Source organism: Pseudomonas kribbensis, from assembly GCF_003352185.1.
GTDB classification, from domain to species: domain Bacteria; phylum Pseudomonadota; class Gammaproteobacteria; order Pseudomonadales; family Pseudomonadaceae; genus Aquipseudomonas; species Aquipseudomonas kribbensis.
The window spans coordinates 957,255-982,485 of sequence record NZ_CP029608.1 but is presented as its reverse complement, the minus strand read 5'-3'; the positions used below and the strand labels follow the sequence as shown (position 1 = coordinate 982,485).

Sequence of the window (25,231 nt, the reverse complement as noted above, 5' to 3'; positions counted from 1 at the left end):
CTTGTTGGTTCAGGAAGAAATGGCCTGATCGGCTGCAATGAATTCAAATTTCGCATCAGCCGCAGGGGTCGGGGGAAGTGTCATCCGGATCATTGGAATCCAGATGCCGGTCTGCGTCTTGAAATCACGCTGGTCGTATTGCGCGCCGGCCTTGCCTGTATCGTTGACGTAGAACAGCGCTTCTATTGGCACGGTGGTACCCAGGTTCTGCCCCCACTTCTCAATACGAAACTCATTCTGTGTATTGAATGCAAAGGTCCCCCCTTGTCCTTGCGCCTTGACCGCCTCATTGAAAGCTACGGTTGCCGCCTGGTTCAAATCATCGCGTACATCAAATCCGCAAAGCGATCCATATTTCGCCGACTGACTGTTGTAGAGCGCGATGTACTGCGCGGCAGTCTTAATATTCTGCGATTGGCACGGAATGCTTGTAGCGTATCCCGGATACTGCCCACACCCTTTATCCCCGCGATTACTTGTGGCACCGTCCACCGGAAAAAAGCACAAAATCTCCGGTTGAAACTTACCATCGGGTTTGAAGAAGTAAGGATAAAAAATAAACCCGTTATTGTACCCAAACGCCAACTTGTTAAATTTTGCATCCTTACGTAACCAAGAGAACGAAACGCCAGTGGAACTCGGATTCGGGTTCCAGAAGTGGTACTGCGTGGAATGCTGGGTCGCACGCAACAATACCCCTGTGCACAGGAATGCCGGTGCTGAGGGGTTATTTCTACACATGCTCAACGTGTTGTTATAGGCCTCCGCCAGATAAGCCGCGATCTGCGGTCCCGTACCCGCCCCCTGTATCCCGACTTCTGAGGACTGCACGTCCGGTGCACTTTTTACGGAATCGACTCTCGGCACAGGAGCGTGATTCGCACACCCTGAAAGCAGGAGCATAAACAACAAAACCACTATTCGTTTCATCGCACTCACCTTCTCAAAGTCATTGAACGTTGCGTTGGCGTGAAGCACGGGGTTGTGAAAAAGGCGGCGACAGTGGAGAGGTGCTGTCCATTTATGGTCAGGAAGAGATGGCTTGATCCGCGGCGATGAATTCAAACTTCGCTTCAACTGCCGGTGTTTGGGGAAGTGTCATCCGGATCATTGGAAGCCAGATGCCGGTCTGCGTCTTGAAATCACGCTGGTCGTATTGCGCCGCAGGTTTACCCGAGTCGTTGAGGTAGAAAACCGCCATGATCGGCAACACCGCACCTTTGCCCTGCCCCCAGTTTTCCAGTCGGAATTCGTTTTGTGTATTGAAGGCAAACGTCCCGCCTTGCCCTTGAGCCTTGACGGCTTCATTGAATGCTTGCGTGGCTTTTTCATCCAGGGCATCGCGGACATCAAATCCGCACAGGTATCCGTATTTTTGATCATGGCTGTTGTAGTGGGCAATGTATTGCGCAGCCGTATTTATACTCTGCCCCTGACATGGAGCACTGCTAGGGATGCCAGGCGTTTCTCCGCAGCCACTGTTGGTACGTGAAGTTGTGGCGCCATCGACTGGAAAGAAACACAGGATTTCCGGTGAAATCTTTCCGGCGGGTTTATAGAAATATGGGTTAAAAATAAAACCATTGTTGTAGCCGAACACCAGCTTGCTGAACTTGGCGCCCTTGCTCAGCCAGGAAAATGAAACACCTGTGGAGTTCGGGTTCGGGTCCCAGAAATGGAAGGCAGTAGAGTGCTGTGTCGCTCGCAGCATCACACCACTGCACAGGAACTTCGGTGCTCGGGGGTTGGCTCGGCACATGGAGATAGAAACATTATTGTAGTACTCGGTTAAATAAGACGCCGTCTCGGGTCCGGTATAGGACTGTGTTATTCCAGAACTGGCTTGTGCATTTTTGTCGGGGGAGACATTCGGTGAAAGATCATGAGTCACGCACCCCGAAAGTAACAATATAACCAGCCACATTAATACCCTGTTCATTTTCCCCGCCTCCAAAAATCATAAGCCGAACCCCGACCCTGAACTTTTTCGCGCAAAAAAATGCACTTTCAAATTCAGATTTCGGAATAACATCTAAACGAGTTCAGCTTGACGACCGTGCAATTACCCTAATAACTATTCAGAAATAAAGCACCTGTCAGAACTGACAGTAGTTGACAGGCCAGCCATATTTTTTCGAGATTAAAACAGGTGAGGCTATAGCCAGACTGCGATTGAATGCCTGTTCGGCTAGCAGCAGCGGATCGACATGATCCGCGCGCTGGCCGAGGCGGTGGCCTGATCAAAATCCAAAAGAATGTTCGATAGCTGTTTTTTTTCGACCACCGGATCCTGAAGGCTGCGTTTTTTACTCCGCCCATGACCCGGCAAGAAATATCAACACCCCGGGTGGCCGAACTCGACCGAAACTGTCAGCCACAGCCAGCAAATCCACCCTCAGCCGTCCTTCTCGCCGCCAACGTCGCCGATGTTGAAGTGATCATACTTAGCAATGACTTGGCACGCATCAGCTTCGAACGTGCAGGTATTTTTAACACCTGAAAAATATTGCGGAACATCTGACCGTCATCTCGGTCGGCTACAAAGAGTGATATCCGCGACGCACGTCAGAAGCGTGCAAAAACGCGACATTTTTAGTTGATCTCAGGCCCCTCACGCCCTAAAGTTCGCGCCGAACGTCCATGCTGGAAACGATCCATCCGGCTCAAGTACTGACGACGAGACAGCAAGGCCAAGGGCAACGACCCATGGCCTTTTTGCTTTCGGCGACATGCCTTGGGAAGTAGGCGAACCAAAGTGGGGATACGGAGGACGTTCATATGCACCCATTGATTAACGACGTTTGCCACTAGGAGTCCCAAGTATGTCGATCCAGGTCGAAGACTATTTCGCGCGCGAAACCTTTCAGAAAATGAAGGCGTTCGCCGACAAGCAGGAAACCCCGTTCGTGGTGATCGACACCGCGATGATCGCGCAGGCCTACGATGACCTGCGCGCCGGTTTCGAATTCGCCAAGGTCTACTACGCGGTCAAGGCCAACCCGGCCGTCGAGATCATCGACCTTCTCAAAGAGAAAGGCTCGAGCTTCGACATCGCCTCGATCTATGAGCTGGACAAAGTGCTGAGCCGTGGCGTCAGCCCGGACCAGATCAGCTACGGCAACACCATCAAGAAATCCAAGGACATCCGCTACTTCTATGAGAAAGGCGTGCGCCTGTTCGCCACCGACTCCGAAGCCGACCTGCGCAATATCGCCAAAGCAGCACCGGGCGCCAAAGTCTATGTGCGCATCCTGACCGAAGGCTCGACCACGGCCGATTGGCCGCTGTCGCGCAAGTTCGGCTGCCAGACCGACATGGCCATGGACCTGCTGATCCTCGCCCGCGACCTGGGTCTGGTGCCGTACGGCATTTCGTTCCACGTCGGTTCGCAACAGCGCGACATCAGCGTCTGGGACGCGGCGATCGCCAAGGTCAAAGTGATCTTCGAGCGCCTGAAGGAAGAAGACGGCATCCACCTCAAGCTGATCAACATGGGCGGTGGCTTCCCGGCCAACTACATCACCCGCACCAACAGCCTGGAAACCTACGCCGAAGAAATCATCCGTTTCCTGAAGGAAGACTTCGGTGATGACCTGCCGGAAATCATCCTGGAACCGGGCCGTTCGCTGATCGCCAACGCCGGTATCCTGGTCAGTGAAGTGGTACTGGTTGCGCGCAAATCCCGCACCGCCGTCGAGCGTTGGGTTTACACCGATGTGGGCAAGTTCTCCGGCCTGATCGAAACCATGGACGAAGCCATCAAGTTCCCGATCTGGACCGAGAAGAAAGGCGAGATGGAGGAAGTCGTCATCGCCGGCCCGACCTGCGACAGCGCCGACATCATGTACGAAAACTACAAGTACGGCCTGCCGCTGAACCTGGCGATCGGTGATCGCCTGTACTGGCTGTCGACCGGTGCGTACACCACCAGTTACAGCGCCGTAGAGTTCAATGGCTTCCCGCCGCTGAAATCCTTCTACGTGTGAAAACGCTTCAAATGAAAGGGCCCATGCATGCATGGGCCTTTTTTATTTGCGCAGCCAGCTCTCAAGATGATCGAGCATCGTCATGAACTCATCGGCGCCCTCTTGCGTGGCGGCCAGGTGGAAATTCAACTCACCGAGTTTCGACACGCGCTCTGCCCTCAATAAGTCGTAGAACAGCATGTCGATGCGCAAGCCGGTTTCTTCGAGAAACACGTTGATGTGCGAACTCACGGAAGCCAATCCGTTAAACAACGCTGCTACATCAGCTTTGTATTCAGCGGCCCTGACTACCGGATCCGCTGACGAATAAGCCACGTCCCAAACCGGCGTCGTGCGCGCTTCACGAAACAACTCCTCAACCACTGCGGGCTGGGTATGGCACTGGCACGAGCGATGATCCATCGCCCTGCCAAACACCGACTTGAGCCCGAACGACTCGTCATGCACCTCGACGATTGTGTATTTCAGTTGGCCTATCGCTGCCCTCAACGAGGAAAAACGAAGCGCCAGTTCGTGAACGAGGTCCGGGACATCGGTAGGGGGAAACAACCTCCAGGTCGGCGACCTGGATAAGCTGTACAACTTGAAATCCACCTGGCTGAGGGGCTCGTTCCTTGAAGTATTGCGGGTAATTTCCAGCGTTTCGGTAGTGAACGCAGCTAGATCCGCAACGTAAGTACTGCACAGGCACCGAGCCTCTTCGGTGCGCTGCCAGAACTCCTGCAAGTAGCGTGCATTGAAGCTGGCGTTGTTCAAACGCGAATCGCTGGCCAGTACCGCCAGTTGATGACCGCTGGCTCTGCGGCGCTCAAACACCAAAGGAATGTTGTTGAAGGTTGGGTGAAGAGAACCGAGGAAACTTGTGTATCGATCCAGCACGCGTCGCTGCGTTGTGGAGAATTCATAGGCAAGTGTTTTCATGAATGACAGGGAAGCGGCGGGCATGTCGCCCACCGCCTCGACTCCTTACTGCTGAACAGTTTTCAGGTACTGCCTGACGTCGGCAATCCGGGTGAGTGCGGCAACCGTCCGTTGCTCGGCAGGCTGCGACTTATCCGGTTTGAAGTCTCGGGCGAAGGACTCGAATACGGCCACCAGATTCGAATACTCATTCACGTAACTCCAGCGCTCTTCGTCCAACTGGTCGAGGACTTGCACCAGCTGAATCTTTCCATCGATCTGGTAGATATCGTTGACGTGCTTCTTCAACTGTTCCCTCATATCAGCCGCCTTATCCTTGAGCTGGTTGTAACCCGCCAGCATGTTCAGATAAGAAATGGCCTCGCCGATACCCGCGATCATTTTTTTCAAGGTATCAATGGCAAGCAGTGCAATCTGAACCTGCGGTGGCGCCAGCCCCAGTGCTTTGAGGTTATCCAGCGTCAATCGGGCTTCCTTACCGATTTTCTCCACCCCGGCTTTCGCGATCAGCTCAAGCGCTTCAGACACCGATTTCATCTGCTTTTCGAAATCGGCGATTTTTTCTTCCGACTTGACCTTCAATGCCTCCGCGAACGCATGGTCCTGCTGTAGCTCCACAATCCATTGCGCCGAAGCCGATCGGTCATAAGCTGTACTCAAGCCGTTGTGCGTCATCTTCAAATCGTTCGCGTGCTCGGAGACTTTCATCGATACATTCTTGAGCTCGATTTCCATTTCTTCGCGGATTTCATCCGCGTCTTCCGGGTAATCAATCAGTTCGCTCTGAGCTGTCTTCAGCTTATTCTGCGCACGCTCCAGACTGATCCCGGTTACCTGGGCCTGGTTACGGAGCCCGAATGTGGCGTTCTGGATAGCCATCGTCAGCCCGTTCATTGTGCGAACGGTGCCCGGCAGATAATCGAACTGCTCACCCAGCATTTGCGCAGTGACATTACTGGTCTGAACAGCCGCCGCGTGGGCACGCAAGGCTGCGGCGTCAAAATCCGAATTAACGGAACTATTTAGCGAAAACATCACTGCTTTACTCCCGAACATCGTGAAACTGCTTCCATACTCTTTATCTGCCGCAGCAAAAACGCCCAACAGCTGATCGGAACTTACCTTTATCTGTTCCCACGGATCAATGATTCCAAGAATCTGGTTCTTGAACTTCCTCAAGGAAGTTGCTTCCTGGAGCAAGTCAACTTCTTTGACCGACGCATTGATATAGGTACTCAGCGCATTCCATACCAGCATCAGGTTTTGCGTGGCAACTTCAGCCTCTATCGCTACATAACTCAGGTTCTGCAAGTCGTCGCGAATCTTGTTCAGGGAACTCAGTGTCTGATTTTTGCTGGCCATCAGCTGGTTGGAGGCCAGTTGCTCTGCCTTACGCAGGTTTCGCTCCTTGCGGATCTTTTCGGCCTTGACGCCCTGATAGATGCCAAGAATCAAACCACCGATATTCAGCGTCGCTGCGGACCTGATCGCTTCCTGAACCAACTGATCATATTGTTTGTTCAGTTCATCGATTTCTTTCGAACGCTGATCGATCTCGTCCTGAAGAACCTGAATGTCCGCCTGATAAGTATTGCGAGACACAAACTCCAGTCGCAACCTGATCTCCGGCAGCACGATCTCGCGCATGTCTGCGCCAAAGCTGTCCAGTTCGGACCTGACATGCTCGGCCTTCCCGTGGCACTGCATGACTTTGGCCAGCATGTCATTAAGGTAGGCCTTGATTTCCGGAACATCACTGGACGGCAAGCCGAGGTCTGGAAGACCCGGAATCGTGCGTTTCAGCTCCAGATACTCTTCCGGCGTATTGATATCGTATTCCTCCAGATACCTGGAGGCTTTCAGGTCTTCGTAGATCTCAACGATCCCTTTACCCGTGCGAATAATGCTGCCGGCAAAAATCTTCAGATCAGTACCGGTGAGCATGATTTTTTCACGCAACGGCGACCAGCGTTTCGCATGGTCGTAGGTGTAGGTGAATGTCCGCAGAAAGTCTGCTGCCTTGAGACCAACGCCCCCTGCATCCCCGGCGCCATAGTTCAGATAGGCAATGACATCCGCCAGCCGAACGGGAAGCGACAGCCCCAGCACTTCATACTTGCGCAGGCTGATAATCTGTTCTTTGGTTAATTGAATACCGGTTTCCCGATTGTACTCTTCACCCTCGCCGAGCGAAGCACTTACAAACATTCGAGGTGCTTTTGCAGCGGCCTCGACAATCTTGTTATCCATCTTGAATTCCATAAGAGACTCCTTGTCTTCTTCGGATATTTAATAAAAGTCACAATGGATACTCGATACCATCAAGCGAGTCATTTCAACTTGAGCATCGATATCGCAAAACAACCTTAGGACAGCAAGATAACAACCAACAAGATCTTAAATATTAGAATTCGAGACAACACCATCACTCACCCGCACCACTAGCCGACAACAGCCCAATCAACTGTATAAAAACGACCAACTGAAGAATAAATAATTACAAACCAGTCAGATCTGCCAGTCGTAACTTATAAGCACCGGCCATCGCACGGATTTGCGGATGTTGTGCATTCAACAAAGACACACTGGCGACTCGCAGGAAATTCAGATTACCGACGGCCAATGCTTTCTCCAGCCAGACCAGCGCGTCATTGACGCGCCCCTCAGCTGCCAGCACCGCCGCATGACTGAACTGCCCGCGAAAATCCCCGCCCTCGGCCGAGCGTCGATACCAGTCACGGGCCGCTGACGGATTCGCCGGGCACACTTGCCCTTCTTCCAGATAACGACCGAGCAGGTTCATCGACTTGGCATGCCCGGCTTCGGCCGCACGCTGATAAAGCGTCATGGCCTGGAGATGATCGATCACTACACCGCGTCCGGTCGCGAGCAGATTGGCGAGGTTGTACATCGCCCAGTCCAGCCCGGCGTCCGCTGCAACGCGATAATGCCTGGCGGCAACCGCTGCGTCGGCCACACAACCCCATCCGTGTTCATGGCAACGGCCGAGCATGTTGCGCGCCATCAGATGACCTTGCCCGGCGGCAATTTCAAACCAGCGCAATGCCAGCGGTTGATCCTGGGCAATCCCATGACCATCGAGCAGAATCTGCCCGAGCAGCGCCTGCGCTTCCAGCACGCCCTCACCTGCCGCCAGCAGAATGGCCTGGGCCGCGCGGGCCGGACTTTCTTCGAGCATGGCCGTGAGTCGATCGCCGTCGAGGACTTCTTCGCGACGTAACCGAAAGTCCGCCACTTACACCTCGACCCAGCGACGCAACAGGTTGTGATAAGTGCCGGTGAGGCGGATCAGCGAAGGGTGGTCGGGCATGTCCTGGGTGAGTTGCTGGATCGCGCCGTCCATCTCGAACAGCAAGGCGCGCTGGCTGTCCTCGCGCACCAGGCTTTGGGTCCAGAAGAACGAGGCATAACGTGCGCCGTGAGTGACGGCGTTGACCTTGTGCAGGCTGGTGCCGGGGTACAGCACCATGTCGCCGGCAGGCAGTTTCACGCGCTGGGTGCCGTAGGTGTCCTGGATCTCCAGCTCGCCGCCGTCGTAATCCTCGGGCTCACTGAAGAACAGCGTGGCCGACAGGTCGGTGCGCACTCGCTCGATGCTGCCCTTGGGCTGACGCACGGCGTTGTCGATGTGGAAATCGAAACTGCCGCCCGCCGTGTAGCAGTTGAGTAACGGCGGAAATACTTTGTGCGGCAATGCGGCCGACATGAACAGCGGATTTTTCCACAGGCGTTCAAGCATCGCGGCGCCAATTTCCTTGGCTAGCGGATGGCCTTCGGGCAGTTGCAGATTGTGCTTGGCCTTGGCCGATTGATAGCCGGCGGTGATCTTGCCGTCGGCCCAGTCGGCCTGTTCCAGAGCCTCGCGGATGCGCCGCACTTCGTCTTTCTCGAACAGAGCGGGGATGTGCAGCAGCATGTCGAAGTCACCTGATGGCAAAGAGGCGGCAATGGTATTGATTCTTATTGGCTGTGTAAAACCCGCTAGACGAATGAATCGGCAAAAACCGTAAGGTTAAATTGTAAAGAATGTAAATTCGTCGCGAATAACAATGTTTCGCAATTGATACGAATACCTGTTTACCCTATATTCCGCCGCCTCAAATCCTTGGGGAGGGGAATAAAAATGTCACGTCAACACGCACAATTACCCGTCAGCTCACCACGTCTGCTCGCCTCTGCCATCGGCGTCGCACTGACCGCCGGCTCCGCAGGCCACATGGTGTTCGCGGCCGAAAAGACCGACAGCAAAGCCTCCGGCAATGCCATTGCCCTGGACGCCACCGCCATCACCGGCGAAGCCCAGGACTCGACGTCCTACCAGGTCGAGAAGGCCTCCTCGCCCAAGTACACCGCGCCGCTGGTCGACACACCGCGCTCGGTTACCGTTATTCCGCAACAAGTCCTGAAAGACACCGGCGCCCTGAACATGCAGGATGCGCTGCGCACCGTGCCGGGCATCACCTTCGGTGCCGGTGAAGGTGGCAACCCACAGGGCGACCGTCCGTTCATCCGTGGTTTCGACGCCCAGGGCGACACCTACCTCGACGGCGTGCGCGACACCGGTTCCCAGAGCCGCGAGATCTTCGCCGTGGAAAACATCGAAGTCAGCAAGGGCCCGAACTCCGCCATTGGCGGTCGCGGCGCGGCTGGCGGCAGCATCAACCTGGTGAGCAAGAAAGCCCACCTGGGCAACTCGTTCGACGGTGGTTTCACCTGGGGCTCCGACCAGACCCAGCGCTACACCCTGGACGGCAACTACCAGTTCAGCGACACCGCCGCCGGCCGTCTGAACCTGATGAGCCACGAGAGCAATGTCGCCGGTCGCGACAGCGTCGACTACGACCGTTGGGGCATCGCGCCGTCCCTGGCCTTCGGCCTGGGTACCGACACCCGTGTCAACCTCGACTACTACCATCTCGAAAGCAACGACACCCCGGACTCGGGCATCCCGTACACCATTCCGGCCGCCGGCTCGGCCGCGCGCACCAAGTCCAACCCGGACAAACCGTACTCGGGTGGCGATCACAGCAACTTCTACGGTCTGGACGGCCGCGATTTCCGCAAGGGCCGCACCGACACCGCGACCTTCGCCATCGAACACGATCTGAGCGACTCGCTGACCATCAAGAACACCCTGCGTCACGGCACCAGCATGCAGGACTACATCCTGACCCAGCCGGACGACAGCAAGGGCAACGTCAACAATGGCAGCGTCTGGCGTCGTGCGAACACTCGCGTGAGCAACACCGAGACCACCACCAACCAGACTGACCTGTTCGGCAACTTCTACGTTGCGGGCTTCAAGAACAGCTTCTCCACCGGTGTCGAGTACACCCGTGAGGAAAGCCGCAAGTCCTCGTACAACGTCAACACCGACACCACCCCGGGCAGCCCTGGCACGTCCAGCACCAACTGCACGCCGTCGATGATCGGCGCTTCCAGCGGCTACAACTGCACCTCGCTGTCGAACCCGAACCCGAATGATCCGTGGAATGGCGCAATCTCGCGCAACTACGCCGGCACCGACACCAAGGCCAATACCTACGCGCTGTATGCGTTCGATACGCTGGAACTGTCCGATCAGTGGCTGGTGAACATGGGCCTGCGTTACGACCACTTCGACACCAAGTACCGCACCTACGATGGCTCGGGCGCCACCGTCGTGACCAAAGGCATCGAGTCCAAGGGCAAAGACACCAGCGAGTTCGTCACCGGGCAGTTCGGCGTGGTCTACAAACCGGCACCAAACGGCAGTATCTATGCGTCCTACGCCACCTCGGCCACCCCACCGGGCAGCACCCTGGGTGAAGGCATGGACGGCAACCCGCTGGGCGGCACCACTGATCGCAGCGGCAACCTGCTGAGCAGCGACATGGAGCCGGAAACCACCAAGAACTACGAAATCGGCACCAAGTGGGATCTGCTGAACGATCGCCTGTCGCTGACCGCCGACATCTTCCGCACCGAGAAAGACAACGCTCGTGTGCAAGTCGATACCACCTCGTACGAAAACGTCGGCAAGACCCGTGTGCAGGGTATCGAGCTGTCGGCCAGCGGCAAGATCACCGACAAGTGGCAAGTATTCGCCGGCTACGCCTACATGGACAGCGAGCAAGTGGACGGTGGTGACCTGCCGGCCAACAAGGCCAACAACGGCAACGAACTGCCGAACACCCCGAAAAACAGCGCCAGCCTGTGGACCACTTACCAGGTCACGCCGAAGCTGACCATCGGTGGCGGTGCGTTCTACGTGGATGACGTGTACGGCAGCGTGGCCAACACCACCATGGTCGATTCCTATGTTCGCTACGACGCGATGGCCGCGTACAAGCTGAGCAAAAACGTCGACCTGCAACTGAACGTGCAGAACCTGACCAACGAAACCTACTACGACAAAGCCTTCTCGACTCACTTCGCCAACCAGGCCGCGGGCCGTACGGCATTGCTGAGCACCAACTTCCACTTCTGATCGAAGAGGGAAGTCTTGAGCCCCGTTCATTCACTTGAACGGGGCTTTTGTGCGCAATAAAGAACGTTTCTCGATAACCCACGGCATAATGCACGCCGTGAACACCACTTTCGAACGGACAAGGCTAGCGACGTGTTGAAGAAAACCCTGTTCCAGTTGCACTGGTTTTTTGGCATCACTGCCGGGCTGGTGCTGGCCCTGATGGGCATCACCGGCGCTGCCTATTCGTTTCAGGACGAGATCCTGAAAGCCCTCAACCCCTCCGTGTTGCAGGTGGAGAAACAGGTCGCCGGCGTCCTGCCGCCCGCCGACCTGGTGGCGCAGATCGAAGCCGCCTCGGGCAAGAAAGTCTCGATGCTCTCGGTCGAGACCGAAAGCGGCACCGCCGGGCGCGTCTGGTTCACCCCGCCGAAAGGCGAGCGCCGTGGCGAGATGCGTTACTTCGATCCCTACACCGCCGAATTCAAGGGCGAGGCCACCGGCCAGGATTTCTTCGGCCTGATGCTGCAGTTGCACCGGTTTCTCGCCATGGGTGATACCGGCCGCAACATCACCGGCGCCTGCACCCTGATGCTGCTGTTCTTCTGCCTTTCAGGCCTCTATCTGCGCTGGCCGCGCCAGTGGAACAGCTGGCGCGTGTGGCTGACCCTGGACTGGAAGAAAAAGGGCCGCAGCTTCAACTGGGACCTGCACTCGGTGTTCGGCACCTGGTGCATGCTGGTCTATCTGCTGCTGGCACTGACCGGATTGTCCTGGTCCTACGAGTGGTACAACAAAGGCCTGACGAAATTGCTGTCGGATGCACCGCAGAACGAGCGCGTGCGTGGCGGCCGTGGTCCGGCTCCCGAAGGTCCGGCGCCAACTGCCGATTACGCGGCCATGTGGATCAGCATCTACAGCGCCGCCGGCCCGGGCCTCGCCTCCTACAACATCCGCATGCCGCCAGTGGCCGGTCAGCCGGCGACCGTGTTCTACCTGCTCGACAGCTCACCCCACGAGCGCGCGCTGAACCAGATCACTCTCGACCCGGCCACCGGTGTCGTCAAACGGGTCGACCGTTACGCCGACAAGAGCTTCAAGGCGCAATTGCTGACCAGCATTTATGCGCTGCATGTCGGCAGCTATTTCGGTCTGGTCGGACGAATCATCGTGACCGTCGCGGCGGTGCTGATGCCACTGTTCTTCATCACAGGCTGGTTGTTGTACCTGGACCGCCGACGCAAGAAAAAGCAGATCAAGGATGCCCGTCAGGGTCTCGAACAACCGGCCGGTGATGGCCCGGCGTGGCTGATCGGCTTCGCCAGCCAGAGCGGTTTTGCCGAACAACTGGCGTGGCAGACCGCCGGCCAGTTGCAGGCCGCCGGTTTGCCGGTGAAGGTGCAGCCGCTGGCGAATGTCAGCGAACAGGATCTGCAGGAATCAAACAACGCGCTGTTCGTGGTCAGCACGTTCGGTGACGGCGAGGCGCCGGACAGCGCTCGCGGTTTCGAACGCAAAGTGCTGACCCGTGCCTCGGCTCTCGACAACCTCAACTACTCGGTGCTCGGTCTCGGCGACCGTCAGTATCAGCACTTCTGCGGTTTCGCCCGACGCCTGCATCAATGGCTGGGGGAGCATGGCGGCAAGACCCTGTTCGCCCCGGTGGAAGTCGATAGCGGCGACCCTTACGCGCTGCGGCACTGGCAGACCCAGCTGGGCCTGATTACCGGCCAGGTGCCGGTCGATACCTGGCAGGCACCGAGCTACGGCAACTGGACGCTGGTCCGTCGTGAGTTGATGAACCCTGACAGCAGCGGCTCGCCGGTTTTCCTGCTGGGGCTTTCCGCACCGGATACCAGCAGCTGGCTGGCCGGCGATCTGGTGGAAGTGCTGCCGCGCAACTGCCCGTGGGCCATCGAGCATTTCCTCGACGGACTCGGCATTCGTGGCGAGACCAGCGTGAAGGTCAACGGTCTGGAAGAATCGCTGGAAGTGGCCCTCGCCACCCGCCAGTTGCCCGAGCATCGCGCGCATCTGGTGGGCCTGCATGCTCAGGCGCTGGTAGATGCGATGGTGCCGCTGGCGATGCGCGAATACTCGATCGCCTCGATTGCCGCCGACGGCGTGCTGGAACTGATCGTGCGTCAGGAACAGCACAGCGACGGCACCCTCGGCATCGGCTCCGGCTGGCTGACCGAGCACGCTCCAGTGGGCGGCAGCATCAGCCTGCGAGTACGGCGCAACAGCGGGTTCCACCTGCCGAACCAGCCTGTGCCGATGATCCTGTTGGGTAACGGCACCGGCCTTGCCGGTTTGCGTAGTCTGCTCAAGGCGCGGATTGCCGACGGTCAACAGTGCCAATGGCTGTTGTTCGGCGAGCGCAATCGGGAACACGATTTCCTCTGTCGAGCGGAGCTGGAAGAGTGGTTGATCAATGGTGATCTGGCGCGACTGGACCTGGCGTTCTCCCGGGATCAGGCCGAGAAGATCTACGTGCAGGACCGCTTGCGCGAATCGGCTGGTGAACTGAAGAAGTGGCTGGCGGACGGTGCCGTGATCTACATCTGCGGCAGCCTGCAAGGCATGGCGTCAGGCGTCGACCTGGCGCTGCATGACATCCTCGGCGCGGAAGAAGTCGAACGCCTGATCGAACAGGGTCGCTACCGCCGCGACGTTTACTGACCATAAATAACAACTGTGGGAGCAAGTTCGCTCCCACAGTTTGTTTGCGCTGAACTCAGGTCGGCTGCAGCTTCTGCTCAAACACCGCCACCCCGTTCAGATCCCGCAACACCACACTCATCTCCCCGCTCTGCCCTTCGATATTCACCTCGCCAAAAAACTGGAATCCGGCAAACGGTGAGGCGTTTTGCGTCGGCGGCGCTTTCTGGAACACGACTTCCGGGCCAAAGGTCTTGTCCAGCGGATTGGGCCCGAAACTCCCGGCATTCAGAGGCCCTGCGACAAACTCCCAGAACGGTTCGAAATCCTGGAACGCTGCGCGATCCGGGTGATAGTGATGGGCTGCGCAGTAATGCACGTCCGCTGTCAGGAACACGAAATTGCGCACTTGATGTGCCCGCAGAAACCCGAGCAATTCCGCGACTTCCAGCTCGCGCCCCTGAGCCGGGCCGGGATCGCCGTTGGCTACCGCTTCCCAACGCGGCACGCCGGGGCTGACTTCACCGTCCGGCACGCCAAGACCGATCGGCATGTCGGCAGCGATCACCTTCCACTGGGCTTTCGAGGCCTTCAATCCGCGCTTGAGCCATTTCAGTTGCTCACGCCCGAGGAACGGTTTTTCCGCGCCGAGATTGTCGTCGTTGGCGCCGCGATAGCTGCGCATGTCGAGCACGAACACATCGAGCATCGGCCCATAGCTCAGCTTGCGATAGATCCGCCCGCCACCGTCTGCTGCCTGACGGCGCATCGGCGAATATTCGAGCCAGGCCTGACGCGCACGCCCGACCAGGGTGTGGATATCTTTTTCCTGATAGCGCTCGTCGAGCTGTTTGCCCGGCGACCAGTTGTTGACCACTTCATGGTCGTCCCACTGCCAGATCTGCGGCACTTCGGCGTTGAAGCGGCGGATGTTTTCATCCATCAGGTTGTAGCGATAGTTGCCGCGATAATCGTCGAGGGTCTGGGCGACCTTGCTCTTCGCTTCCGTGGTGAGGTTGCGCCACACGCGGCCACCCTCGGTGGTCAGTTGCGCCGGCACCGGGCCGTCGGCGTAGATGGTGTCGCCGCTGTGGATAAAGAAGTCCGGCAGGCGCAAACGCATGGATTCGTAGATGCGCATGCCGCCGATGTCCGGATTGATGCCGAAGCCCTGGCCGACCGTGTCGCCGCTCCAGACGAATCGGATATTTCGCCGGGCTGTCGGCGCACTGCGCAGGTGGCCGAGCCACGGTTCGCTGGCGACGCCGGTCTGGGCGTCCTTGAAATATACGCGGTAGAAAATCGCCTGATCGGCGGGCAATCCGGTGAGTTCGACGCGGGCGGTGAAATCGCTGCGGGCATCGGCCAGCGCGGAGATGACGCGCCGAGGATGGCGGAACTGACTGCGGGTGTCCCATTCCACCACCATCCGCGCCGGACGGTCGCTGCGGCTCCAGATCATCGCCCGGTCGCCCTGCAGGTCGCCGGACTGCACGCCGTCGGTGAGTTGCGGTCGATCCTTGACCGAAGCAATGACTGCCGGGGCCAGCCCCGGCATCAGCAAACCGGCGCCGACCACTTGCATCACACGCCGGCGACCGAGGTTGAAATCGCTCATGCTGTTCTCCCTGAAAAAAGGAAAACTTAACCATCACCAGATGAAGCGGGTGTGACACCTCAGGCGTTGGCCGGCTCCAGCGCCAGCTCGACCGCTTCCGGACGCTTGACCAGCGCATACACCACCGCCGTCAACAGGCTGCCCGCAACGATGGCCAGCAGATACAGCAGCGCATGGTTGATCGCATTCGGAATCGCCAGCACAAACAGTCCACCGTGGGGCGCCATCAGCTTGCAGCCGAAGTACATCGACAACGCACCGGTCAGCGCACCGCCGGCAATGCTCGCCGGGATCACCCGCAACGGGTCTTTCGCAGCAAACGGAATCGCCCCTTCGGAGATAAAGCACAAGCCCAGTACCAGCGCCGCCTTGCCCGCCTCGCGTTCGGTCTGGGCAAACTTGCGCCGCGCGATGAAGGTGGCGATGCCCAGACCAATCGGCGGCACCATGCCGGCAGCCATGGTCGCGGCCATCGGTGCGTAACTCTGGGAAGCCAGCAGCCCCACCGAGAACGCATAGGCAGCCTTGTTGATCGGCCCGCCGAGGTCGACGCACATCATGCCGCCCAGCAACACACCTAGCAGGATCGCGTTGGTGGTGCCCATGCTGTCGAGGAAGTGCGTCAGCGCCGCGAGCATCCCGGCCACCGGTTTGCCGACCACGTAAATCATCACCAGCCCGGTGATCAGGCTGGCGAACAGCGGGATGATCAGAATCGGCTTCAGTGCTTCCAGACTCTGCGGCAACGCCACATAACGACTGATCAGCTTCGCCGCATAACCGGCGATGAAACCGGCGACGATCCCGCCGATGAAGCCGGCGCCCAACGTGCTTGCCAGCAACCCGCCGATCATCCCCGGCGCCAGGCCCGGACGGTCGGCAATCGAGTAGGCGATGTAACCGGCCAGCAACGGCACCATCAATTTGAACGCAGTCTCGCCACCGATCTGCATCAGCGCCGCCGCCAGCGTGCCTTCTTCCTTGAACGCGGTGATGCCGAACACAAACGACAAAGCGATCATCAAGCCGCCCGCCACCACCATCGGCAACATGAACGAGACACCGGTCAGCAGGTGTTTGTAGACGCCGGTTTTCTCTTGTTTGGCCGGAGCCTTGCCGTCGCTCGCGGCGCTTTCCTGCTTGCCTTCGGCCAGCGCCTTTTTCAGTGTGGTTTCGGATTGCTTCAAGGCGATCCCGGTGCCGCAGCGGTAGATCTTCTTGCCGGCGAAACGCTCGGTGGCGACTTCGATATCGGCTGCCAGCAGCACCACGTCGGCCTCGGCAATCGCCGCCGCGCTCAGGGGATTCTTGGCCCCTACCGAACCCTGGGTTTCTACCTGAAACTCATAGCCCAGACGCTTGGCGGTTTGCTGCAACGCTTCGGCGGCCATGAAGGTGTGAGCCACGCCGGTCGGGCATGCGGTGACGGCGACAATGCGCGGCACGCGCTGCTCGACGGCAATCGGGACAGCTTCGCTGGCGACATGGATTTCGGCTTCTTCGGTACCGCGTCGCAGCACCGCTTCGACATCCTGAAGCGCTTGCGCCGGCGCGATCCGGAATACGCGCTTGCCGATGAAACGCGTCATGTCGATATCGCCGGTGGCTACCAGCAACACCCACTCCGCCGCCTCGATAGTGGCTGCCGACAACGCGCGCTCCGGGTGCGCCGCATCCACCACCTCGACGCTGGTGCTCCAGCCCTGACGCTGGGCCGCAGCATCCAGCAGCCGGGCGCACAGCACACTGGTGACCATGCCGTTCGGGCAGGCCGTGACAATGGCTAACTTCATGACAAACCCTCTTATTGTTCTGTCAGGGGACGCACGCGCACGCCCTGTTCGAGCTGCGTCAGTTGCGCAGCATCGTGAATACCGAATCCGATCTGGGTCACCGCCTGCGCCGCAATCGCCGTGGCCGTGCGCAGGGTCTGTTCCGGCGTGTCGGCGCTGAGCAGACCGTGGAGCATGCCGGCCAGCAACGAATCACCGGCACCGACCGTGCTGGCGACGCTGACCTTCGGCGGCGTGGCATGCAACGCCGAGCCGACGCTGAACCAGTTCACACCGTCGGCGCCGTGGGAGATCACCACATGCTCGATGCCTTGAGCGTGCAAACGACTGGCCGCATCTGCCTCTGCGACATGGGACAACACTTCACACTCCAGCGCATCGGCCAGTTCTTCGGTATTCGGTTTGATCAGCCACGGGCCGGCCTTGAGTGCGGTGCGCAACGCTTCGCCGCTGGTGTCCAGCGCCACCTTCAGACCCAAGGCTTTCAGACGCTTGATCAGTTCGCGCAACCACTTCGCACTGACCCCGCGCGGCAGACTGCCGGCGACCACCACCGCGTCATGCCCCGGCGCAATCTGCACCAGTCGATCCAGCAACGCCTGTTGCGCCACCACGCCGACCACCGGCCCCGGACCGTTGATGTCGGTGATTCGTCCGTCCTGTTCCGCGACCTTGATGTTGCTGCGGGTTTCACCTGGCACACGAATAAAGGCATCCGTGAAACCACGCTTGGCGAACAGGGTTTCGAACGCCTGCAGATTGTCTTCGCCGAGAAATCCGCTGACGGTCAGTTGATGACCGAGATCGGCGAGCACCTGAGCGACGTTCACGCCTTTACCGGCAGCGTGGGTGTGCATCTCGTCGCTGCGATTGACCTGACCGGCCTCCAGACGCGGCAACTGCACCGTGAGGTCCAGCGCCGGGTTGAGGGTCAGGGTAAGAATCTTGGCCATTACAGGGCCTCCACTAATGCGCGCACTTCGTTGGCGCTGCCCACGGCCAGGGCTTGTTGAGCAAGGGTTTGCGTCTGGGTCAGGCTGAGTTCGCGGATGCGCGCCTTGACCTCGGCGATACTGCGCCCGGACACGCTCAGTTCATCCACACCGAGGCCGACCAGCACCGGCACCGCCAGCGGATCCGCCGCCAGCTCGCCGCAGACGCCGACCCATTTCCCATGGGCATGGGCCGCGCGAACGGTGATGTCGATCAGTTGCAGCACCGCCGGGTGCAGGCCGTCAGCCTGGGCGGACAGGGTCGGATGACCACGGTCGATGGCCAGGGTGTATTGGGTCAAGTCGTTGGTGCCGACGCTGAAAAAATCCACTTCCTTGGCCAGCACCGGCGCCAGCAACGCGGCGGACGGCACTTCGATCATGATCCCCAGTTGCAGGTCGGCGACCGGGATTTCCAGGCGCAGGCGCTCGGTCATGTCCCGGGCCTGACGCCATTCGTCGACGCTGCCGACCATCGGGAACATGATGCGCAGCGGACGGTTATCCGCCGAACGCAGCAAAGCGCGCAACTGCGCTTCCATGATCTGCGGACGCTGCAGGGTCAGGCGAATCCCGCGCACACCGAGGAACGGGTTTTCTTCCTTGGCAATCGGCCAATACGGCAGCGGTTTGTCACCGCCGACGTCGAGGGTACGCACCACCAGCGGCCGGCCGGCGAGGCCATCGAGGACGCGGCGGTATTCAGCCTCCTGAGTCGCCTCGTCCGGCGCCTGCGGGTGAGCCATGAAAATCAGTTCGGTGCGCAGCAGACCGATGCCTTCGGCACCCTGCTCCACCGCGCTGATCACTCCGGCGCTTTCACCGATGTTGGCGAACACCTCCACGGCGTGGCCGTCGGTGGTGTGCGCCGGTTGATGACGTTGTTCGGCGGCGGCTTTCAGGCGTTGTTCACGGGTGTCGCGTTCTTCGCTGGCGCGTTGCAGGGTCGCGGCATCCGCATCGACATGCAGGCGACCGCGCTGGCCGTCGAGCAGCAACGGCGTGCCCGGATTCAGCAGCAACACCGCTGCGCCCGCACCGACCAGTGCCGGAATGCCCAGCGCACGAGCCACAATGGCACTGTGAGCGGTGGCGCCGCCGCGGGCGGTGAGAATCCCCGCGACCCGCGCCGGATCCAGCCGCGCCACATCGGACGGACCGACCTCATCCATCACCAGAATGTACGGTTGCTCAGGCTCGGCAGGCGTCTGCACGCCGCACAGTTGCGCCAGCACCCGTCGCCCGATATCACGCAGATCGGCAGCACGTTCGGCGAGCAAGGCGTCCTGCAACGATTCCTGTTGTTTTGCGGCGGCCTCGATCACCGCCATCCACGCGGCCTCGGCGCTTTCGCCTTGCTTGAGGCGGGTGTCGACTTCATCGGTGAGTTCCGGGTCGTCGAGCATTTCCTGATGGGTGATGAAAATCTCGCGGATCGCCTTGGCCTTGCTGCGTTCGATCAGGCCCTGAATGTCCTGACGCACGTCAGCCAGGGCGTTTTTCAGACGCTCGCGCTCGATGGCGGCGGACTCACCACGCAACGGGTAATCGATGGTTTGCTGGACCTGAATGTGTGCCGGGCCGATGGCAATACCGGGGGCGGCGGGAATCGCTTGCAGCAGGCTGCCGGAGGCCGGGGCGCTCAGGACTTCGGCGATGTCGGCAATGACTTCGCGCTGCTGACTCACCGCCGGCAGCGGTTCGACTTCTTCACCGAGGCCTTCTTCGATGGCCGCCAGCAAGGCCGGCAAGGCATCGGCAGCGATGCTCGGCTCGGCGATGATTTCCAGCACCTGGCCACGACGGGCACCGAGGCTCAGCAGTTTGCTCAGGCTCTTCACCGATACGGCGCTGTCCTGACCGTCGACGATGCGGACACGGATTTCGCCGTCAAAACTTTTCGCCAGTTGCGCGAGGATCTTCGCCGGCCGTGCATGCAGACCATGGGCGTTGGCCAGGGCAATCCGCGCACTCGGCCAGTCGGCAGGCAATTCGCCGCCGAGCACTTCGAGGACTTTGCGGCTGCTGGTAGCGCGGCCCAGTTCATGGCCGCGACCTTCGATCAGCAGCGCACACAAACGCTCGAGCAACGCCTGATGCGCTTCGCCGAGACTGGCCAGGCAAAACAGACCGCTGAGAGGTTGGCCGAGGTAGCGCATCGGTTTGTCCGGCGTGACGAACGCCAAGCCCGGACGCTTCACGGTCTGCTCGCTGTGCAACCACCACAGGCCATCGCCCAGCGGCAGTGCTTCGACTTGCTGCAGCACGCCGGCAAAACCGTTGCTTACGCAATCGGCCTGGCGCAGCAATCGCGCACCGCGCCAGACCAGTTCTTCGAAATCATCGGCGGATACGCCGAGGCCGATCATCTGCGCATCCAGTGCCAGTTCCTGCGGCGCGCCCTGCAGCAGTTTCAGCAGCGCTTCGGGCGAACTGGCGCGGCGCAGGGCCTGGCCCAGATCGGTCTCGCCGAGGGCACGGGTCAGTAATTGCAGCAGGCGCAGGTGTTCGTCGGATTTGGCCGCGATGCCGATGGCCAGATAGACGATCTGGCCGTCGCCCCAGTCCACGCCGTCGGGAAACTGCATCAGCCGCACGCCGGTGGCAAATACCTGATCGCGGGTTTCGGGCGTGCCATGGGGGATCGCAATCCCCTGACCGAGAAAGGTCGAGCCCTGGGCTTCCCGCGCCTGCAACCCGGCCAGGTAACCGTCGGCGACCAGACCATCAGCGACCAGATGATTGGCCAGCAATTGCAGGGCGGCGGGTTTATCCACAGCCGATTGGCCCATGGATATCTGCTCTACAGTGAGCTCGAGCATGCGATCTCCTTTTTGACGCGTTGGTGCGCCAGGTATTGTTTTGAATGGTTGCAGCTTAGGCGCTTGTAGGCTTCCCTTTCAGGAGGCAGTTTTGGCGGTTTCACGGCAGAACCGGCCAAAGGCACCTAAAACGTAGAAAATACGCTTGCTGAAACGTTTAATCTAGATTGATCGGCACGTTACTCGATAATGTCTCATCCTTGAAGTCCAACTTGTCGGATGCGCTGCGACAATGGTCGCCTGCCTGAATCGGGTAGGATTGGCGAAAATGTGGCGGCAAGCTCGAAAAAACAAGGAAATCCCGGGTTGAAACTCAGTGATATCGCGCGGTTGGCCGGAGTGTCCGTGACCACCGCCAGCTACGTCATCAACGGCAAGGCCGAACAGCAACGCATCAGCACCGCGACCGTCGAGCGGGTGCGGGCGGTGGTCGATCAGCACGGCTTTACTCCCAATCCACAGGCGGCCGGGCTGCGCAGTCGGCACACCCGGACCCTGGGTTTTATCCTGCCGGATCTGGAAAACCCCAGCTACGCGCGGATCGCCAAGCTGCTGGAACAAGGCGCCCGGGCGCGCGGCTATCAGTTGTTGATCGCCAGCTCCGACGATGCGCCGGACAGCGAACGGCAACTGCTGCAACTGTTCCGCGCCCGACGCTGTGATGCGTTGATCGTCGCCAGTTGCCTGCCAGCCGGTGACGACAGCTACCGCCAGTTGCAGGCCAAGGGCTTGCCGGTCATCGCCATCGACCGGGTGATGGATCCGGAACACTTCTGCTCGGTGGTCAGCGACGACCGCGAGGCCAGCCTGCACCTGACCGAAAGCCTGCTCGACCCGCAGCCGAAACAGATCGTGCTGCTGGGCGCCCGCCCGGAACTGAGCATCAGCCAGGAGCGTGCCGCCGGTTTCAAACAGGCCCTCGCCGGCTTCAAGGGCGAAGTGCTGGTCGAGCACGCCGAGTCCTTCAGCCGCGAGTGCGGCAAGCAATTGATGGAAGAACTCCTGCAACGCCTCGGGCATTTGCCGGATGCGCTGGTGACCACGTCCTACGTGCTGTTGCAGGGCGTGTTCGATGCGCTGCATGACTTCCCGCTGAAAAACCGCCCGCTGCGTCTCGGCACGTTTGGCGACACCCAGTTGCTGGACTTCCTGCCGCTGCCGGTCAACGCCATGGCCCAGCAGCACCAGTTGATCGCCGACAAGGCGCTGGAACTGGCGCTGGCGGCGGTCGAGCAATCTGATTACCAGCCTGGCGTGCAGGCCATCGCCCGTACCTTCAAGCAGCGTATTCACCGGGACTGAGCCGTGGAGCTGATCGACAGCCACACCCATCTGGACTTCCCCGACTTCGACGCCGACCGCGCGGCGCTGCTGACCGAAAGCCGCGCCCTCGGGGTGCGGCGGATGGTGGTGCTCGGGGTCTACGAGGGGAACTGGCAGCGGGTGTGGGATCTGGTGCAAGGCGATCCCGATCTGTATGCGGCTTTCGGCTTGCACCCGGTGTATCTGGATCAGCATCGGCCGGAAGACTTGCTTGCGTTGGGCGACTGGCTGACACGGCTGCGCGGTCATCGACAACTGTGCGCTGTCGGCGAAATCGGACTGGATTACTTCATCGAAACCCTCGACCGCGAACGCCAGCAAACGCTGTTCGACGCGCAACTGCAACTGGCAGCGGATTTCGAGTTACCGGCGTTGATTCATGTGCGGCGCAGCCACGCGGCGGTGATTGCCACGCTCAAGCGCTTCAAGCTAAAGCGCGGAGGCATCATCCACGCGTTCGCCGGCAGCCGTGAAGAGGCGCGGGAATACATCAAACTCGGGTTCAAACTGGGTCTCGGCGGCGCGCCGACCTGGCCGCAAGCGTTGCGCATGCATCGAGTACTGGCGGATTTACCGCTGGGCTCGGTGGTGCTGGAAACCGACTCACCGGACATGGCGCCCGCCATGTACCCCGGCGTGCGTAACACACCGGCGCATCTGCCGGCGATCTGCAACGCGCTGGCGGGATTGATGAATATCAGTGCAGAACAACTTGCCGAGACCAGCACCGCCAACTGCTGCGAAGTGTTCGGCTGGTAGTCAGTCGCCGTGGGCTTTCGCCGCATCGAGAATCAAGGTCATGTGCTGACGGTGGCGAACAAAACGTGCCAGCGCGAAGTACACGAAAATCACGATCAGTGAAGCATTCAACTGTTCAGTCACACTGAGCAGTCCCACCCATTCCATCACCAGCGCCACCAGCAACGCGGTGCACACCGTCAACGAAGCACTGAAGCGTAACCAGCCCAGCGAATCCAGGGACTTGAAGCGTCTGATCTGTTTCGGGCAGCGCAACTCCAGGGTTTTCTGGCAGTGAGCGCAGGTGAACGGTTCATTGATCGCGATGGCATTCAGTTGCCAGGGTTTGAGCAGCAGCGTGGTCTGGCAGTGGGCGCAGCGGCCCTGGACTCCCAGGGTTGCAACAGACATGTGTGGCCTCCTCCAAACGGTCAGTTGATGTGATCTTGATCCATTGAAGACGAAAAATCAGAGCCCGGAGGAAATCAGGAAATTGCTTACAAACGTAAGCAAAGAAGTACTACAAATTATTCCGACATACCTGCCTCCGGAGAGGCAGGCTGCTTAAACCCGGAAGGCGCTGATCAACTGCTTCAACTCGACCACCTGCGCCGACAGGGCCCGGCTGGCACTTTCGGTCTGACAGGCACCTTCGGCCGTGCGCTCGCCGGCACGGTTGATTTCGACGATGTTCTGGTCGATGTCATGAGCCACTGCGGTCTGCTGCTCCACGGCAGCGGCGATCTGCTGGTTCTGATCGACGATCATGCCTACCGCACCAAGGATGTTCTCCAGCGCCTGCTGGACCTTTTCCGACTGTCCGACGGTGCCGCTGGCCATCGAATGACTGACGCCCATGGCCTTCACCGCCGCGCCGACCCCGCCGTGCAGCTTGGCGATCATCTGCTCGATTTCTTCGGTCGATTGCTGAGTGCGTTTGGCCAGCGTCCGTACTTCGTCCGCCACCACCGCAAAGCCCCGGCCCTGCTCACCGGCCCGCGCCGCCTCGATCGCCGCGTTGAGGGCCAGCAGATTGGTCTGCTCGGCAATGCTTTTGATCACCTCCAGCACGCTGCTGATCGACTGGCTGTCGCTGGCCAACTGATTGATCACCCGCACCGACTGATCGATCTCACTGGCCAGTGCCGCGATGCTGCCCTGCTGCGACTCCACCAGGCCACGTCCGCTGATGGTTTCGTCATTGACGCTGTGGGCGCTGCTCACCGCAGCCGCCGCACTGCGCGCAACTTCCTGCGAGGTCGCCGACATCTGGTTCATGGCCGTGGCCACCTGCTCGATCTGGGTGCGCTGACCGGCCACGGCCTGGTTGCTCTGCGCCGAGACATCTTCCACTTGCCCGGCCTGACGCTCGACCTCGCCGACGGTTTGCCCGACCCGCTCGATCAGGTCGTGGATCTTGCGCACCGTGCCATTGAACACCTCGCCCAGTTCGCCCAGCTCATCGCGGCTATGGGCCACGAAGTTGACCGTCATGTCCCCGGCCGCGACTTTGTCCATCATCGCGCCAAGACGTTTTAGCGTATTGCGGGTCGAGGCGTAGAAGCCGCCATAGAGGTAGAAAATCAGCACGAACACCACCGACAGCGCCACAGCCTGCAACACCATGTGCGTGCGGTTCTGTGTCAGGCGCTGTTGTAATTGGGTGTCGAGGAATTTCAGGGTGGCTTCGTTGAGCTGATATGTGCGCTCCATCAGCCCGGTGACCTGATCGTAAAAAGCCTGCCACGGCGCATCGAGGGTCTCGGCGACCACCACTTGCTCTTCGAAGACTTCGCTGGCCTGCTTCAGCGTGGCCTTGCTGGCGTCGGCCGCCGCACTCAGCGAATCCCGCGCGGCCTTGCTCGAGCCCAGCGCGTCCTGCAGTTTCAGCCCGTACTCGCCCTGAAG

17 protein-coding genes are annotated in these 25,231 nt (G+C 59.6%); 5 read left to right on the top strand and 12 right to left on the bottom strand.

The window, feature by feature from the left end; translation table 11 throughout:
* Nucleotides 1–9 precede the first annotated feature (9 nt).
* Together DLD99_RS04405 and DLD99_RS04400 are read right to left on the bottom strand one after the other, a co-directional pair.
* The gene (locus tag DLD99_RS04405; RefSeq protein WP_114881398.1) at nt 10–930 is read right to left on the bottom strand and encodes a hypothetical protein; all 921 of its coding nucleotides are present in this window, start codon (nt 928–930) and stop codon (nt 10–12) included.
* Nucleotides 931–1,027: 97 nt separating this feature from the next.
* Entirely contained in the window at nt 1,028–1,939 is a 912-nt protein-coding gene (locus DLD99_RS04400) for a hypothetical protein (protein WP_114881397.1), read from the bottom strand.
* A gap of 883 nt (nt 1,940–2,822) precedes the next feature.
* Here DLD99_RS04400 and DLD99_RS04395 point away from each other — a divergent pair.
* Nucleotides 2,823–3,986, top strand: a complete 1,164-nt coding sequence (locus tag DLD99_RS04395; RefSeq protein ID WP_039769212.1) for a type III PLP-dependent enzyme — start codon at nt 2,823–2,825, stop codon at nt 3,984–3,986.
* A 42-nt stretch (nt 3,987–4,028) separates the two neighbouring features.
* Here DLD99_RS04395 and DLD99_RS04390 read toward each other — a convergent pair whose 3' ends face one another.
* The 4 genes from DLD99_RS04390 to DLD99_RS04375 all read right to left on the bottom strand — a co-directional run bounded on the left by DLD99_RS04390 (nt 4,029) and on the right by DLD99_RS04375 (nt 8,844).
* Nucleotides 4,029–4,931 (bottom strand): hypothetical protein, encoded by a 903-nt coding sequence (locus tag DLD99_RS04390; RefSeq protein ID WP_244220801.1) that lies wholly within the window; start codon nt 4,929–4,931, stop codon nt 4,029–4,031.
* A gap of 21 nt (nt 4,932–4,952) precedes the next feature.
* Nucleotides 4,953–7,169 (bottom strand): alpha-xenorhabdolysin family binary toxin subunit A, encoded by a 2,217-nt coding sequence (locus DLD99_RS04385; RefSeq protein WP_114881395.1) that lies wholly within the window; start codon nt 7,167–7,169, stop codon nt 4,953–4,955.
* Nucleotides 7,170–7,404: 235 nt separating this feature from the next.
* Nucleotides 7,405–8,163: a tetratricopeptide repeat protein gene (locus DLD99_RS04380; protein ID WP_244220777.1), complete on the bottom strand. Its 759-nt coding sequence runs from the start codon at nt 8,161–8,163 to the stop codon at nt 7,405–7,407.
* On the bottom strand, nt 8,164–8,844 hold the full coding sequence (locus tag DLD99_RS04375) for a Fe2+-dependent dioxygenase (protein WP_114881394.1): 681 nt from the start codon (nt 8,842–8,844) through the stop codon (nt 8,164–8,166).
* Between the two features lie 207 nt (nt 8,845–9,051).
* Between DLD99_RS04375 and DLD99_RS04370 the strand changes: the two genes are divergently transcribed.
* Together DLD99_RS04370 and DLD99_RS04365 are read left to right on the top strand one after the other, a co-directional pair.
* Nucleotides 9,052–11,397: a TonB-dependent receptor gene (locus DLD99_RS04370; RefSeq protein WP_114881393.1), complete on the top strand. Its 2,346-nt coding sequence runs from the start codon at nt 9,052–9,054 to the stop codon at nt 11,395–11,397.
* A gap of 132 nt (nt 11,398–11,529) precedes the next feature.
* The gene (locus tag DLD99_RS04365) at nt 11,530–14,058 is read left to right on the top strand and encodes a PepSY domain-containing protein (RefSeq protein WP_114881392.1); all 2,529 of its coding nucleotides are present in this window, start codon (nt 11,530–11,532) and stop codon (nt 14,056–14,058) included.
* Nucleotides 14,059–14,113: 55 nt separating this feature from the next.
* Here DLD99_RS04365 and DLD99_RS04360 read toward each other — a convergent pair whose 3' ends face one another.
* Genes DLD99_RS04360 through ptsP form a run of 4 tightly spaced genes read right to left on the bottom strand, consistent with a single transcriptional unit; the run spans nt 14,114 to nt 21,262 of the window.
* Nucleotides 14,114–15,655 (bottom strand): alkaline phosphatase D family protein, encoded by a 1,542-nt coding sequence (locus DLD99_RS04360; RefSeq protein WP_114881391.1) that lies wholly within the window; start codon nt 15,653–15,655, stop codon nt 14,114–14,116.
* Nucleotides 15,656–15,714: 59 nt separating this feature from the next.
* Complete coding sequence (locus tag DLD99_RS04355) at nt 15,715–17,448, bottom strand: PTS fructose-like transporter subunit IIB (protein WP_114881390.1); 1,734 nt, start codon at nt 17,446–17,448, stop codon at nt 15,715–15,717.
* An 11-nt stretch (nt 17,449–17,459) separates the two neighbouring features.
* Entirely contained in the window at nt 17,460–18,401 is a 942-nt protein-coding gene (gene pfkB, locus DLD99_RS04350; RefSeq protein WP_114881389.1) for a 1-phosphofructokinase, read from the bottom strand.
* On the bottom strand, nt 18,401–21,262 hold the full coding sequence (ptsP, locus tag DLD99_RS04345; RefSeq protein ID WP_114881388.1) for a phosphoenolpyruvate--protein phosphotransferase: 2,862 nt from the start codon (nt 21,260–21,262) through the stop codon (nt 18,401–18,403). Before ptsP ends, pfkB begins: the two co-directional genes overlap by 1 nt.
* A 306-nt stretch (nt 21,263–21,568) precedes the next feature.
* On the opposite strand from ptsP, the gene cra reads away from it, so the two are divergent.
* Nucleotides 21,569–22,564, top strand: a complete 996-nt coding sequence (gene cra / locus DLD99_RS04340) for a catabolite repressor/activator (RefSeq protein WP_114881387.1) — start codon at nt 21,569–21,571, stop codon at nt 22,562–22,564.
* A 3-nt stretch (nt 22,565–22,567) separates the two neighbouring features.
* Nucleotides 22,568–23,344 (top strand): TatD family hydrolase, encoded by a 777-nt coding sequence (locus DLD99_RS04335; RefSeq protein WP_114881386.1) that lies wholly within the window; start codon nt 22,568–22,570, stop codon nt 23,342–23,344.
* Here the strand turns inward: DLD99_RS04335 and DLD99_RS04330 are convergent, their stop codons facing one another.
* On the bottom strand, nt 23,345–23,734 hold the full coding sequence (locus tag DLD99_RS04330; RefSeq protein ID WP_114881385.1) for a hypothetical protein: 390 nt from the start codon (nt 23,732–23,734) through the stop codon (nt 23,345–23,347).
* A 153-nt stretch (nt 23,735–23,887) separates the two neighbouring features.
* Nucleotides 23,888–24,592, bottom strand: a complete 705-nt coding sequence (locus DLD99_RS29600; protein ID WP_425273011.1) for a methyl-accepting chemotaxis protein — start codon at nt 24,590–24,592, stop codon at nt 23,888–23,890.
* Nucleotides 24,593–25,231 lie beyond the last annotated feature (639 nt).